This window comes from Spirochaetia bacterium (genome assembly GCA_022482625.1).
Taxonomy (GTDB): domain Bacteria; phylum Spirochaetota; class Spirochaetia; order Sphaerochaetales; family Sphaerochaetaceae; genus Pleomorphochaeta.
This window is the reverse complement of sequence record JAKVOU010000001.1, coordinates 1,134,047-1,148,479: the sequence shown is the minus strand read 5'-3', so window position 1 is coordinate 1,148,479 and position 14,433 is coordinate 1,134,047. Positions and strand designations below refer to the sequence as shown.

The 14,433-nt window shown below is 46.0% G+C and carries 11 protein-coding genes; 9 read left to right on the top strand and 2 right to left on the bottom strand.

Annotated elements, in window-relative coordinates; translation table 11 throughout:
• Positions 1–183: 183 nt before the first annotated feature.
• Both LKE40_05175 and LKE40_05170 read right to left on the bottom strand, forming a co-directional pair.
• Entirely contained in the window at positions 184–354 is a 171-nt protein-coding gene (locus LKE40_05175; protein ID MCH3916848.1) for a 4Fe-4S binding protein, read from the bottom strand.
• Positions 355–438: 84 nt separating this feature from the next.
• Positions 439–2,427: a sel1 repeat family protein gene (locus tag LKE40_05170; protein MCH3916847.1), complete on the bottom strand. Its 1,989-nt coding sequence runs from the start codon at positions 2,425–2,427 to the stop codon at positions 439–441.
• A 153-nt stretch (positions 2,428–2,580) separates the two neighbouring features.
• On the opposite strand from LKE40_05170, the gene LKE40_05165 reads away from it, so the two are divergent.
• The 9 genes from LKE40_05165 to iorA all read left to right on the top strand — a co-directional run bounded on the left by LKE40_05165 (position 2,581) and on the right by iorA (position 14,432).
• Positions 2,581–5,016: a DNA topoisomerase 3 gene (locus LKE40_05165; GenBank protein ID MCH3916846.1), complete on the top strand. Its 2,436-nt coding sequence runs from the start codon at positions 2,581–2,583 to the stop codon at positions 5,014–5,016.
• A 98-nt stretch (positions 5,017–5,114) separates the two neighbouring features.
• Positions 5,115–5,888, top strand: a complete 774-nt coding sequence (gene dapB, locus LKE40_05160; protein ID MCH3916845.1) for a 4-hydroxy-tetrahydrodipicolinate reductase — start codon at positions 5,115–5,117, stop codon at positions 5,886–5,888.
• Between the two features lie 37 nt (positions 5,889–5,925).
• A complete protein-coding gene (gene dapA / locus LKE40_05155; protein MCH3916844.1) occupies positions 5,926–6,849 on the top strand; it encodes a 4-hydroxy-tetrahydrodipicolinate synthase in 924 nt (307 codons plus the stop codon).
• A gap of 1 nt (position 6,850) precedes the next feature.
• Positions 6,851–8,080, top strand: a complete 1,230-nt coding sequence (locus LKE40_05150; GenBank protein MCH3916843.1) for an LL-diaminopimelate aminotransferase — start codon at positions 6,851–6,853, stop codon at positions 8,078–8,080.
• Positions 8,077–9,342 carry a diaminopimelate decarboxylase gene (gene lysA / locus LKE40_05145; protein MCH3916842.1) on the top strand — a complete coding sequence of 422 codons (1,266 nt, stop codon included), beginning with the start codon at positions 8,077–8,079 and terminating at the stop codon, positions 9,340–9,342. Before LKE40_05150 ends, lysA begins: the two co-directional genes overlap by 4 nt.
• Positions 9,342–9,758 (top strand): YbgC/FadM family acyl-CoA thioesterase, encoded by a 417-nt coding sequence (locus LKE40_05140; protein MCH3916841.1) that lies wholly within the window; start codon positions 9,342–9,344, stop codon positions 9,756–9,758. Before lysA ends, LKE40_05140 begins: the two co-directional genes overlap by 1 nt.
• Entirely contained in the window at positions 9,751–10,617 is an 867-nt protein-coding gene (locus LKE40_05135) for a hypothetical protein (GenBank protein ID MCH3916840.1), read from the top strand. The genes LKE40_05140 and LKE40_05135 overlap by 8 nt, the downstream gene beginning before the upstream one ends.
• A 434-nt stretch (positions 10,618–11,051) precedes the next feature.
• A complete protein-coding gene (locus LKE40_05130; GenBank protein MCH3916839.1) occupies positions 11,052–12,344 on the top strand; it encodes a hypothetical protein in 1,293 nt (430 codons plus the stop codon).
• A 327-nt stretch (positions 12,345–12,671) separates the two neighbouring features.
• Entirely contained in the window at positions 12,672–14,432 is a 1,761-nt protein-coding gene (gene iorA / locus LKE40_05125) for an indolepyruvate ferredoxin oxidoreductase subunit alpha (protein MCH3916838.1), read from the top strand.
• Position 14,433 lies beyond the last annotated feature (1 nt).

The following is a 14,433-nucleotide window of genomic DNA, read 5'->3' as shown; positions in this document are numbered from 1 at the left end:
TATCATTTGGATAGAAATAGAGCAATTGTATTTTTACAAAATAAGTTTTTTGCCATCTAAGGTAACATCATCTGGAGCTCTTTTGTGGGAAGAGCTGATAGTTTCTATTCCTGACTATATAAGAAGGGGACCTAGTCTATTCCAGGTTCCCTTCCTTTTTTTCTGTCGTTGCAGATAAGAAGCTTAGTTGTCTTCTACGATTGCACCGGTAGGACATACCTCAGCGCAGGTTCCGCAGCTGATGCATGTATCTGGATCAATCTTATAGATATCACCTTCAGAAATAGCACCGACGGGGCATTCTGAAGCGCAGGTTCCACAAGCAACGCAGGTATCAGTAATTTTGTAGGCCATGATAGATACTCCTCAATAAATTATTTGCATTAAGTATATGAGCGAGCCTTGTCCAAGTCAAGTTCTAAATAAAAGAGAAAACCATTAATCGGGTTGTTTGCTACCGGAAGAAGCCTGAAGGAAATCTTTTGCTTTTACCTGTCCGCTTTCTGCTGCTTTTTCCATCAGCTCCCTTGCCTTTGCCTCGTCTTTTTCGACTCCGATACCTTGAAGATAGCAACAAGCCAGATTGTACTGCGCATCAGGATAGTTGTTCTGGCTTGCGATTTCCCACATCTTGATACCCTGCTGTATGTCCTGCTTGCAGCCGATGCCATTCAGGTGGCAATATCCAGATATATTCATTGCATGGAGCAAGCCCCGTACGGCTGCCATATCATAATAGCTGACAGCCTTTTCTTGGTCTTTCTGTACCTGTGTGCCGTTGAAAAGCAGATCTCCCATACGGTCCATTGCCAGCACATTGCCAAGTTTTGCAGCATTGTCATACCAAAAGACAGCTTTTTCCATGTCCTGTTCCATATTGTGGCCGGCTTCAAAACATCGTCCAAGATTAAACTGTGCATTTGCATCGCCTCGTTTTGCCGCTTCAGCCAGCCAATAGGCCGCTTTCTGTGGTTCCTTCTGAAGAATTCTGCCTTCGTCAAAGAAACGGGACATCTGGAACATCGATGGTGCATAGCCAAGTTTTGCCGCATCGCTGAACAAGGTCATGGCCTGCCTGACTTGATTTATGTCCGGCGTGCCGGACAGCAAATAGGTTCCCATGTTGTGGTAGGCTCTTATATTCTTCTGGTTGACGGCTTTCTGTGTATACTGTATGCCTTTTTCCTTGTCCTTTTCAACAAATTTTCCCGTGTAGTAGCAGACACCGAGATTTACCTGTGCATCAGTGTTTCCATTGTCAGCACTCTTTTTCAGATAATCGATGCCTTTGCGGATGTTTTCTTTGTCCTCAATATGTGACAGATAGTAGTTGCTTAGTTCAAGCATAGCCTCGGCGTCACCGCTTTCAGCCTTTTCCATGAACTGTTGCAGGTTATCTTTTGTCGGGTGTATTTTCTTGTTTTCTTCTTCTGCTTTTTTCAATTGTGTGAGAATCGTGTTGGCATCACTGATGCCTGCATCAGCTGCTTCATGGAGCAATTGTATGGCGAGTCCTTTGTCTGCAGCTACACCATCTGCATTGAAATAGCACAGGGCAAGATGGAAGGTTCCTTTCGCTGATCCGTGTTCATGGGCTTCCTTGAACCATTGGAAGGCCATAGGTATGCTCTTGCTGCAGCCTTGTCCTTGATGGTACATGTAGGCAAGGCTGTCCATGGCGTCAGCAAGTCCACCTGTAGAGGCATCTGTAAACAGATTGAATGCTTTCTGCATGTTTTTTTCTACGCCTTCTCCGCTGTAATACAGATTTGCAAGACGGTATTGGGCAAGGCTATGGTCGTCTTCCGTTGCCTTCTGATAATAAGCAGCTGCCTTTGCTTCGTCCCTTTTTACCGTATCATTGCTTTCGTAGATGGTACCGAGCGTGTACGCTGCATTGGCGTTGCCTTCTGTCGCGGCAATATCCAAGTGTTCTATTGCCTTGACGATGTCTTTTTCCGTACCGTCTCCGTAGTAGTAGCATAATCCCAGGTAGTATTCTGCTTCCTTGATACCGTGTCCGGTGGCGAAGGTGAGCAGTTCCATTGCCTTGGTAAGGTCTTCCGTACAGCCGTCTCCGTCATAAAGACAACGTCCCAGTTTCCATGAGGCTTCCGGATTACCCTTCTTTGCTAGCTGGCTGTAGATTTCAACGGCCTGGCTGATACTCTTTTCGTCTTTTTCAAGAATTGTAGCCAAAAGGTACTGTGATGCATCTTCAGTACAGGATGCAAGCAAGTCCTTGGCTTCCGTAGTCTTTTCCTGTCCGATCAGCAAGTCTGCAAGTTTCCTTGTTGCTTCCTCATTTCCCTGTCTGCAGAGTTTTTTCAATATTGCTTCGGCTTTTTCTGTGTTGCCTTGGCTGATCAGTGAATCTGTTTCTGTCAGGAACTTCGTATCTTTGTCTTTGTTTGTATGTATAGGCATCGTAGCCTTCCTTTATATATATGGATATCAGGTGGTCTGTCAGCAAGAGGGTAGCATCCTTTACTGCCCTTTGCAAGGAGAGTACTTGAAAAACGGCAGACGGCAGACTAAAGTTCAGCAAGGAAGATAGGGATTATCCGAGGAGAAAAGAAGATGAAGCTTGTATTGGCTGAGAAACCAAGCGTCGGGCGGACACTTGCAGCAGCATTGGGATGCAGAAGCAGGGCGAATGGCTATATCGAAGGCAATGGGTACGTCGTTACCTGGGCCTTGGGGCACTTGATTGAGTTGGCTCCGCCTGCAAGCTATGGAACACAATATAAGAGGTGGAGTCTGGCTTCTTTGCCTATTTTGCCGCAGGAATTGAAAAAAGAACCGATTGAGGATTCCCGCCAGCAGTTTGACGTAGTAAAGGCATTGATGCAGAGAAGTGACATAGACGGCTTGATCATAGCCACGGATGCCGGCAGGGAAGGCGAGCTTGTCGCCCGCTGGATCATGGAAGAGGCCGGATGGAAAGGAAAGACAGAACGTCTGTGGATCAGTAGCCAGACCGATGCAGCGATCAAGGAAGGATTCGCAAACCTCAAGGACGGTGACGGTTTTCTTGATCTTTTCCATGCCGCAGAAAGCCGCAGCGCGGCGGATTGGTATGTGGGTATGAATGTCAGCAGGGCCCTGACTTGCCGGTTCGATGCCAGGATGAGTGCCGGACGTGTCCAGACACCTACGCTGAAGATACTCTGTGACAGGGAAGAAGAAATTGAAAAGTTCGAGGGTTCATTCTATTGGACGCTCAAAGGTGATTTCGACTCTTTCCAGGCAAGTCTTTATCCGACGGAGGACAGTGTAAGGATCACAGAAGAGAATGAAGCCCGCAGGCTGATGAAGGAGTTGGAAGGCAAGGCAGGTAAAGTTACCAAAATCGATCATCAGGAAAGACGTGAGGCTCCTCCCTTGGCCTATGATTTGACAGAGTTGCAGCGTGATGCAAATACTGGCTTGGGATTCAGTGCCAAAAAGACGCTTGATGTACTGCAGCGTTTGTATGAAGTCCATAAGATCGTGACTTATCCAAGAACTGACAGCCGCTATCTGACCCATGACATCGTACCGACTTTCCCTGATCGTCTGCTTGCGCTTTCCAATACCGAACTGGGACCTGCGGCAATCAAGCTTCTTCATGGCAAGGTCCGTGAGGATCTTTCCCGGCTTATACAGGATGACAAGGTCTCTGACCACCATGCGCTGCTGCCTACTGAGCAAAAAGTTGATCTTTCGCGCTTTAGTGAAGATGAAAAGGCTCTTTGGAAGCTTGTTGCTGTACGTTTCCTTGAAGTACTGCTTCCTGATTATGTCTATGTGACGACGACAGCCGAGATAACCGTGGGAGGATATCGCTTTGTTGCACGGTCAACTGATCCTGTTGCATTAGGTTGGAAGCAGGTAAGTAGTAACACCAAGGATGAGCATAATGAAGATGGCATGCTTGCAAAGCTTGCCGAGGGGGATGCTGTACAGCTTGGAAAACTGAAACTCAGACGAATGGCTGTTGAGGCGCCCCATCGTTATAGTGATGCTACCTTGCTTTCTGCCATGGAGCATGCCGGTCGTTTCGTAGAGGATGAACAGGCCAAGAAATATCTTGGAGCTGGTCTTGGTACTCCCGCAACACGTGCAGATATCATCGAGAAGCTTATTTCCAACCATTATGTCGATAGAAACGGACAGAATGAACTTGTTCCGACTGCACGGGGTAGGGAAACTGTGCGTCTTGCCCCGCAGCTGCTTCGTTCTCCTGAGCTTACCGGCAAGTGGGAGGATCGCCTTGCTGCCATCAGCAAAGGTAAGGACGACTGGAACCTTTTCGTAGAAGATATCAAGGAAGTGACTCGTACGCTGGTTGGTCAGATCAAGGTTTCCCATGACCGATATGCTCCGGACTTCAAGGAAAGCAAGGAATGTCCTTATTGCCATAGCCTGATGATGAAGATTATTGATGAACAGGGTGCTGTGCATTTTGTCTGCCAGAAGCTTTCCTGTGGATATGAAGAAAAGATAGTCAGCCGAAGAGTCCCTCTTTCTGAAGATCAGCTGGCCCAGAAACGGGCTATGTTGAAGAAAGAAGGAAAAGTCATGACGATACACAAGGTTTCTGATGTCCGTGTGCCGGCTCCTCTGAGCGAAGAAGTGAAGATTGCGGCATCGGTTTCGTCCTCGGCTGCATATTTTTCAAATCTTGGCAGACAGCAACCGAAACCTGTGACCTCCCAGCCTGTTGCTCGCGTTGCAGGAAAAGTCACTGTCCATCGAAAGACAAATTCAGAAACTGCGGTCCATCGCAAGGTGGTCGTACGATCCACGGTTACACCGGTCAATACGGTGTATGTGGATCCTTTTGAGACCAGACAGGAGACGGAAGTCGTAAGACAGAGTCGTCTTGACCGTTCGAGACCCATGAGAAAGTCCGGCTTGCAGATTTCACTCCCAAAAGACAGTATCCATCGGTATCATGCAGAAGAGGAACAGGCGACTTTTGCGGATTACATCCGTGTAAGTGAGAAAAGGGACCATAAAAAACGAAAATGATGTTATGATTTGCTTATTCCGTGTTATTAAAAAAACATTTTGTTATTGCTAGACATTGTTGTTGTAGTCTGCTACTATAACCTCCAACGAGGTATACAATGAAAATAGCAATTGTAGGTTTCGGTCGTATGGGCAAACAAATCATGCAGTTGGCAAAAGATGAGGGGCACGAAATTGTTGCGGTCGTCGACCCGTGGTCTCCCAGTCCGCTTGTCACAGGTTTGGATCTTGCCTCCGGAGCCCTCAGTAACAAAGCAGATGTCATCATTGATTTTTCAAATCCTGCTTCCGTGGAAGAACATATCAACTACTATGCACGTGAAGGTATTCCTGCAGTAATAGGAACTACCGGTTGGTATGACAGACTTCCTGAAGTGGAGGCATTCCTTTCTGCCTATCCTGAATGTTCGCTTATCTATAGCAGCAACTTTTCAGTAGGAGTTGCACTTTATAGACAAGTGGTTGCCTATGCAGCCAAGTTGTTCGGTAATTTAGGAACTTACGATGTTTCGCTTCATGAAAGTCATCATATGGAAAAAAAGGACAGTCCTTCAGGAACAGCATTGCTATTGGGACAGACTTTGCTGGACAATTTCAAAGGCAAGGATTCCCTTGTTACCGAAAGATTGGATCGAAAACGTGAACAGGGAGAGATCCATGTATCCTCAACTAGAGGCGGATGGGATCCTGGGACACATACGGTAACGTTTGATTCACCTTTTGATACGGTTGAATTGATACATCGGGCCAGGACCCGTGAAGGTTTTGCAAAAGGCGCTCTGGTCGCTGCAGAATGGATCATAGAAAAGAAAGGACTTTATACATTGGATGATCTTGTTGCCAGTCTGGTAGAAGAGAATACCACGGAATAAATCAAAGCTTAGGATTATATCCAGGAGGAAGCCACAGATGATAAAAACCATACCACATGGTGTCTACACAGCAATGGTGACACCTTTTACGGAAAAGAATAATGTTGATACCGATTCCCTCAAGAGAATGATTGATTATCAGATTGAGAGTGGAATTGACGGATTGGTTCCCTGCGGGACTTCCGGCGAAAGCCCGACGCTTTCCCATGAGGAACATGACAGGGTCATCCAGCTTACAGTGGAATACGTCAACGGCAGGGTACCGGTCATTGCCGGTACGGGAAGCAATGCCACTTCAGAGGCAATCAGGCTTTCGCGTCATGCACAGAACCACGGTGCAGATGCTGTTTTGCTGGTCAATCCGTATTATAACAAACCGACTCAGAAAGGTCTGTATCTTCATTTCAAGGCAATTGCAGATGCTGTGGATATTCCCTGCATCGTCTACAACATCAAAGGAAGGACCGGTGTCAATGTCGAAACGCAGACACTTGTCCGGCTTGCACAGGATTGCAGCAATATCGTTGCAGTCAAGGAAGCAAGCGGTAATTTGGAGCAGATGAAGGATGTCATTGTCCGGACGGAAGGCAAGGACTTTACCGTACTAAGCGGTGATGACAACATCTGTCTTGATCTTATCAAGGCCGGAGGCCATGGTGTCGTTTCCGTTGCTTCAAACCTTTTCCCGAAGCAGATGAGCGATATGATACATGCTGCCCTTGCCGGTGACTGGCAGAAGGCCCAGGCTATCAATGATCTGCTTGCTCCTTTCTTCAAGGCATGTTTCGTTGAAACGAACCCGATTCCTATAAAGACTGCCCTTGCGCATTTCGGATGGTGCCTTGAAAGCTTCAGGCTTCCTCTGTGCACATTGGATGAGCAGACTGATCATCGGCAGCAGCTTTTCAAGGTTATCGATGATCTGAAGGACAGGCTTCCTGGTATAGGAGAGGGCAGGTAGTATGGCGCATCTCAATACAAATTTCGGCCTGCTCGCTGCTGGCTATCTTTTTCCTGAAGTCAGCAGACGGTGCAATGCATGGCAAGAAAAACATCCTGGGGTGGAATTGCTGAAACTCGGTATCGGCAATACGACTGAGGCTTTGCCTCCTGCACTGGTAGCTGCTATGAAGCATAAGCTTGATTTGCTTTCAGACCGTGCAACTTATACCGGCTATGGTGATGAGCAGGGTGATACTTCCCTGCGGCTGGCCTTGAGGGAAATGTATACCGACCGTTATGGTGTTGAACTTGAGGAAACGGAGTTCTTCGTCTCTGACGGAGCCAAGTCTGATGCCGCAAATATCCAGGAGCTTTTTGCCAAGGATGCCATCGTTGCAGTAGCCGATCCTGCCTATCCTGTCTATGTCGATTCCAATGTGGTCGGGGGAAGAAGCGGAGTATATGACAAGGCCATCGGTGGTTATAGCAACTTCGTCTACCTTCCCTGTAATGTGGAAAACGGATTTATTCCACAGGTTCCCGATTGCCATGTCGATCTCATCTACCTTTGTTCTCCGAACAATCCTACAGGAGCCGTCATGACAAAGGTCCAGATGAAGCAGTTCGTCGACTATGCCCGCCGGGAAAAGGCCGTGATTATTTTTGACGGAGCCTACAGCGAATATATAAGTAATCAGGAATTGCCACATACAATCTTTGAGATTGAAGGGTCACAGGAATGTGCCATAGAGATCAACAGCTTCAGCAAGAGTGCAGGTTTTACCGGTGTGCGTCTTGGTTGGTCAATCGTACCAAAAGCCTTGGTCGTGGAAGATTCTGTACCAGGACAGCTCAATGGTATGTGGAATAGGCGTCAATGTACTTTCTTCAATGGTGCCAGCAACATAGCGCAGGCGGGAGGATTGGCTGCTCTCAAGGGAGAGGGATTGGCCCAATGTCAGGCGCTGGTTGGCTATTATCTGGAGAATGCCAGGATTATCAGGGAAGGACTTGAATCGGTCGGCTTAGTCTGTTTCGGCGGAGACAACAGTCCCTACATATGGGCTAGGACTCCGAATGAAATGGATAGTTGGGCGTTCTTTGACTATCTGCTTGATACCTGCCATGTCGTTGTTACTCCTGGGGGTGGTTTCGGACCATCGGGAGAGCACTACGTAAGGGTTTCTTCCTATGGGCATCAGGAAAATGTTAAAAAGGCAATTGCCTCAATCAAGGAGCATATGGAATGAGTCATCTTGATCTTCCCTGCAGCGACGAAAAACTGCTGTCATTGGCACAGCAGATTCAGACTCCGTTTTACCTCTATGATGAAAAGGCCATCATTGACAATGCAAAAGCATTCTTGGATGCTTTTGCTTGGGCGCCTTCCTTCAGAAATTATTATGCAGTGAAAGCTTGCCCGAATCCTTCCATTCTCAAACGTTTGTTTGACCTTGGGTATGGAGCAGATTGTTCATCGCTTCCTGAATTGCTCTTGAGCCATAAGTGTGGCCTTTCCGGTGAGAGGATCATGATGACCAGCAACGATACCCCTGATGAGGAATTCGTCAAGGCCTATGAACTGGGGGCTGTGATCAACTTGGATGATATTACCCATATAGAGGCAATGGAACATGCTTTGGGACGTGTGCCTTCTACTATCTGTTTCCGTTACAACCCAGGAGCGGAACGGACAGGCAATGCCATCATAGGTAATCCTGTCGAATCAAAATATGGTCTTACAAGCAAACAGATCACCGAAGCTTATCGGATCATGAAAAAAAAGGGATGCCAGCGATTTGGGTTGCATACCATGGTAGCTTCAAATGAACTGAATCCTGAATATATCGTTGAAACTGCGCATATGATATTTTCACTTTGCCTTAAAATAAAGGAAGAGACAGGTGTGAGGATTTCATTCGTGGACTTAGGAGGCGGGGTAGGGATCCCTTATAAAGTCGATGACAAACCTATGGACATCGGCTATGTCAGTGAAAAAATCCACCAGCTGTACGATGATATTATCATTCCTGCCGGTTTGGCTCCGCTTGAAATTGCCTTTGAACTCGGCCGATATATTACCGGTCCTTATGGATACTTGGTAAGCCGGGTCCGCCATGTGACTTCAAAATACAAGCAGTATGTCGGTTTGGATGCTTCTATGGCTGACCTTATGCGACCGGCCCTTTATGGTGCATATCACCATATTACCGTAGTGGGAAAGGAAAAACTGCCGAAGGACCATGTGTATGATGTGACAGGCAGCCTCTGTGAAAACAATGATAAGTTTGCCATTGACAGGCAGTTGTGCAAGATTGAGAAAGGCGACATACTTGTTCTGCATGATGCCGGCGCCCATGGGCATTCAATGGGCTTCAACTACAATGCGAAACTCCGTCCTGCAGAATATCTGCTTGCTGGTGACGGTACGGTCCGAATGATCAGACGGCGTCAGACAATCGATGATTATTTTGCTACGCTCCGCTTTGACGGAGCAGAGGTGGAGGTCTGATGGAACATGTTTTTCCTGTTACTGTATATTTCAGTGATACTGATTGTGGAGGTGTGGTCTACCACCCCCATTATCTGGATTTTGCTGAGCATGCACGCAGCGAAATGGTAAATGAATATTTTAGTCTGAATGACTTGCTGAAAGAAAAATTCAGCTTTGTTGTCAGAAAACTTGAAGTAAGTTATGATCATCCGGGAAAACTGGGTGATCATCTGACTGTCCGTACGACAGTGTTTTCTATGAAGCGGTTTTCGATGACCGTACATCAGAGAATAATGCGGGAAGAACTATTGCTTGCTGATCTTATAGTAAGACTTGCCTGCATTGATCCTGATACAGGGAAAATTCAATCTATTCCTTCTGCTGTGCAGGAAAGTCTTTCTGGGTATATGGAAAAGAGTAGTCCGAATGAATGAAAAAATAGAGCGCAAGGTTTTGCAATTCGAAGGTTTTGCGCGGGCCAATGCCTCTACCTTTGATACGGAAGATACTATTGCGTTCAAAGTCAACCGTTATCGCAAGATGATTGAGGCGACGGGATTCGGAACCCAAACCAAGGCCGAGGCTTTTCTGGCAAAGGCTCAGGAAGCACTCCGGAACAATGAAGATGTTGAACTGATCAGGCACTATGCCCGCAAGGCTCTCAAGCTTGATCCGTATGATAGTGAGATTGTCGATTTCCGTGCCAGTTTGGAAGATGAAGAAACGCAGATTGACTTGTATCGCAGTTATAGAAAACGACTTGAACAGAGAATGAGGGATGGTGGTGCCTTTGCTCCAGGATCAGATCCTACGTCATATTTTGATGCAACAAAACTTGCAGGGTGTCTGGAGCGGTTGTTCTTTTTGCTGAATCGCAGGCACGATGAGGCTGATACAAAGGAAATTGTTACTACCGCTGAATATTTATTTGGTAGCAGTAGTGACCTTAGCCGACGGCTTCATCTGAAATTCTTTGCCTGTCAGGAAGACGAGATAGCGTTTGGCAAGTCTGTGGAGGCCTATGGAGGCCAACCCCCGTTCGAGACATCATTCTACCAGGCTTATCTACAGTTCAGGCATGGACAACGTCAACGCAGTGCATTATCAATCAAAAGGTTGCTTTCCGATCATCATCCAGTCATACGTAATATTGATGAACTGAAAAGCTATCTTGAGAAGGTGGTAGAAAACCCTTCGCTTGGTATGTTTGATGCGGGGCTCCTACGTAATTTTGATTTTCTTGTGGACAACAAGGAATTTGCGGATTTCTTTTTTTTTCTGTTGGAATCATAAGATAATTAAAACTAGAAAGTAATGACAAAATGCTGAATAAGCCGACAATGTATTCTGATTGTTGGCTTATTATTTATTTACTCTTTCGGGATTTATTTTATTAACCGAATTTTTCTTGTCCTGTGTATTTCTTATAGGATTTTATATCCATTTTATAATGAATATGTTATGACATAATGAATAAAATACTATTTCACAAATAGCAAGTTACATCTTACTGTTTTACGAGTGAGTAAGAAGGAAAAACTATATTTTTTCTTTTATCCATTCGTTATTCGTAAGGTATTGATGTGTGATGAGGTTTTCATGATTCTTATTTATCAAATATATAATACCTAATAAGGAATAAAATTCTATTAATCTATGGGAGGAGATCAGTCCAATCTTATGACGATTGCTGGTCAGGGAAAATGGTAATAGGGATTCTAGGCATTTTGTTTTCATTGGTATTTTTGATTTATTTCGTCATCAAAGGATGGCCGTTGCTCATTATCGGAGCCGTAGCAAGTATGATTGTCTGTATTTTCAACGGTATTTCTGTAACTGATGGCTACTTGACTACTTACATGAATGGTGTCGGTGGTTTTCTTATCGGACAATTGCCGATTTTCTTATGGGGCGCTGTATTTGGAGAAATCTATGGAACCAGCGGTGCTGCTTCCAGCATTGCAAGAGGAGTTTCCAATATATTCAGGGGAAAACATGATAAGCTGACACCTCTTGCGACTATTCTGATTGTTTTCATTTCTGGCCTTTTGCTTTCCTATGGCGGTGTAAGTGCAATAGTCCTTATGTTTGTCATGACACCTCTTACCTTGGAACTTTGCAGAGAATCAGATATTCCGCGCTATATGGTACCTGGTATGATCTTGGGATGCATAGCTACGTCAGCTCTTGCAATGCCTGGTTCTCCTCAAATCCAGAATGTTCAGGCAATGTGGTACCTTGGTACTTCGTCGATGGCTGCTGCCTTGCCTGGTTTCATTGCCGGTACGTTGATCCTGTTCCTGAATGTGATGTATCTGAATACTGCTGCGAAAAAAGAGATTGCAGGTGGGCATACCTTTGAAACCACAGTCGGTGCCGAAGCTGCTTCTACTGACAAGGAACTTCCGAATCCGCTTATTGCCCTCATTCCGATGGTAGTAGTATTTGTACTGTTCAATGCCTTCAAGATCAATGTCAACTTTGCTCTTATGGTCGGAAGTATCCTTGCGATTGCCATTTTTGCCAAACAGCTGAAGGGACTCAAAGACATTCTCAAAGCGTTGGAGAATGCATGTACAAATGCTTGTGTCGTTTCTTGTCAGGCAGGGGCGGTTGCTGGTTTCGGTTCTGTTGTGGCCATAACAAATTCCTTTGCTATATTTTCGAAGAAACTGACCCTGATCAACGGCCCGGCGTTGCTGATAGCAATGTTCGCCCTGATGGTCATGACTCTGATCTGTGGTTCTGGCCCTGCAGGTCTTGGTGCAGGACTTCCGATGTTTACTCCTACGTTCCAGAGTCTGGGCGTAAACATGAATGCATTCCACAGGATTGCATCTTTCTCTGCTACTACATTTGACACATTGCCTACGAATGCAGGATATATCGCTGCAAATGAGATTGCAAAGACGAATGCCCGGCAGTCATATAAGTATGTCGGCATATGCACGGTGCTGAACACTACGATAGGTACTTTGGTACTGACCTTGCTCTGCATCAAATTCCCCGGATTGTGCTGAGATACACACAGGGGAATAGCCCAGTTGCAGCAGGCAGCCCGATGTGCTTTCTCTGATGATGTTTTGACTGTTCAATTGCAATTGCCCTATGGAATCTCAGTCCTGTCTGACAGTCCATAGGGCTTTTTCTGTAGCCAGAAGCAATATCTTTCTGGTCCAGGACCATCGTTTTGCCTGTACCATGCTGCCTATAATGTTTTTGTTATGCTACTATGCCGCAATTGATATTTCACAATTTCAGAGGCCTGACTTAAAATTGAATCATGGAATGTTGTTTTCCTTTTGATGAAGAAGGAAAGAGAATCTGTAGATGAAAAGAGGACTAACATGAAAGAATTGATGAGTGGTAACGAAGCCATAGCCCGGGGAATCTGGGAAGCCGGTGTGCAGTTCGCCTCCGGTTACCCTGGGACTCCCAGTACTGAAATTCTGGAAAACGTCTCGGGTAAATACCCTGAAGTGACCAGTGAGTGGGCTCCCAATGAGAAAACCGCAGTTGAAGCCGCAATCGGTGCAAGCGTCGGTGGTGCCAGGTCTATCGCAACCATGAAACATGTCGGAGTAAATGTTGCTGCCGATCCTATTTTTACAGTGGCATATACAGGAGTAACAGGAGGGCTTGCCATCGTATCCGCAGACGATCCCTCCTGCCATTCCTCACAGAATGAACAGGATAACCGCTATTATGCAACGGCAGCAAACCTTGCTATGCTTGAGCCATCGAACTCACAGGAAGCAAAGGATTTTGTACGGCAGGCAATGGAGATCAGCGAAACATACAATGTACCGGTAATGATCAGAATGACTACCAGGGTCTGCCATAGCAAAAGCTTGGTAGAGACAGATGAAAGGAAGGAAGTTCCTTACGTCCCATATGTCAAGCAGAGAAGGTACAATCCCGTACCGGCGGTTTCCTATGGATTGCATGCTGATGTCATGGAACGTTTCAAGAAACTTGAAGAGCTGTCCAATGACTGCCCGCTGAATACCGTCGAATGGAATACCGGAGATGTCGGCATCGTTACATCGGGAGTGTCATACCAGTATGCAAAGGAAGTCTTCGGTGACGCTGCTTCTTATTTGAAGATCGGCTTGACGAATCCTCTTCCGATGGCAAAAATCAAGGATTTTTCCTCAAAAGTCAAGACTCTCTATGTCATTGAAGAACTTGAACCTTATATGGAAAATCAGATGAAAGCTGCAGGCCTCAGCTGTATCGGCAAGGAAAAGGTGCCTAGGCTCTATGAACTTAACCCAGATATTCTCCGAAGTGCTTTGCTGGGGGTTGAACCCAAGCCCATTTCCCATGAAGATTTCGGAACGGTTGAGCGGCCACCTGTACTTTGTGCAGGATGCCCCCATCGGGGAATTTATGTTGAGATGCTCAAACTGAAGAATATAGTATTTTCCAGCGATATCGGTTGCTATGCTCTTGGAAGGGCCAAAGATTTTGCATTCTGTATGGGGTCTGGCTTTTCTGCAGCACACGGCATGGCAAAGATGTTTAAGAAAAGTGGAAGTGACAAACGTGTGGTCGGCATAATGGGTGATTCAACTTTCTTCCATTCAGGCATGACCAGTATGCTGGAATGCGTCTATAACAACAGCAATGTGCTTCTGGTGGTAATGGACAACCGTATTACTGCTATGACAGGACATCAGGAAAACCCAGGTACAGGTTATAATATCATGGGTGAAGAGGCTCCTCTGACTGATATAGCAAAAGTGGCAGAAGCTCTTGGTGTGAAGCATATCAAGACTATCAATCCCTTGCATCTTGGTGACTGCCGCAAGGCCCTGCAGTGGGGCTTGGGCTTTGATGAACCGGCTTTGATCATCACAAAGTACCCTTGTGCCTTGAAGAAATTCAGCGAGATTGACAAGCAGGAATTCGGCAGTTCGGTGAAAAAAAACTATGTTGATACAGAAACATGCATCGGATGCAGAACCTGCGTGAGGACCGGATGTCCGGCATTGGTCTATGACAAGGCAACCAAGAAAGTAAGTATTGACTTAAGCCAATGTACTGGTTGTGATATTTGTATGCAGGTCTGTCCGACGCATGCAATAAGGAAAGTGGAGGGCTGAG

Excerpts from the sequence above, each read along its gene's own strand:
- LKE40_05170 (MCH3916847.1), bottom strand. The coding sequence starts at position 2,427 with ATGCCTATACATACAAACAAAGACAAAGATACGAAGTTCCTGACAGAA.
- LKE40_05165 (MCH3916846.1), top strand. The coding sequence starts at position 2,581 with ATGAAGCTTGTATTGGCTGAGAAACCAAGCGTCGGGCGGACACTTGCA.
- lysA (MCH3916842.1), top strand. The coding sequence starts at position 8,077 with ATGAGTCATCTTGATCTTCCCTGCAGCGACGAAAAACTGCTGTCATTG.
- LKE40_05135 (MCH3916840.1), top strand. The coding sequence starts at position 9,751 with ATGAATGAAAAAATAGAGCGCAAGGTTTTGCAATTCGAAGGTTTTGCG.
- LKE40_05175 (MCH3916848.1), bottom strand. The coding sequence starts at position 354 with ATGGCCTACAAAATTACTGATACCTGCGTTGCTTGTGGAACCTGCGCT.
- dapB (MCH3916845.1), top strand. The coding sequence starts at position 5,115 with ATGAAAATAGCAATTGTAGGTTTCGGTCGTATGGGCAAACAAATCATG.
- LKE40_05150 (MCH3916843.1), top strand. The coding sequence starts at position 6,851 with ATGGCGCATCTCAATACAAATTTCGGCCTGCTCGCTGCTGGCTATCTT.
- LKE40_05140 (MCH3916841.1), top strand. The coding sequence starts at position 9,342 with ATGGAACATGTTTTTCCTGTTACTGTATATTTCAGTGATACTGATTGT.
- dapA (MCH3916844.1), top strand. The coding sequence starts at position 5,926 with ATGATAAAAACCATACCACATGGTGTCTACACAGCAATGGTGACACCT.
- iorA (MCH3916838.1), top strand. The coding sequence starts at position 12,672 with ATGAAAGAATTGATGAGTGGTAACGAAGCCATAGCCCGGGGAATCTGG.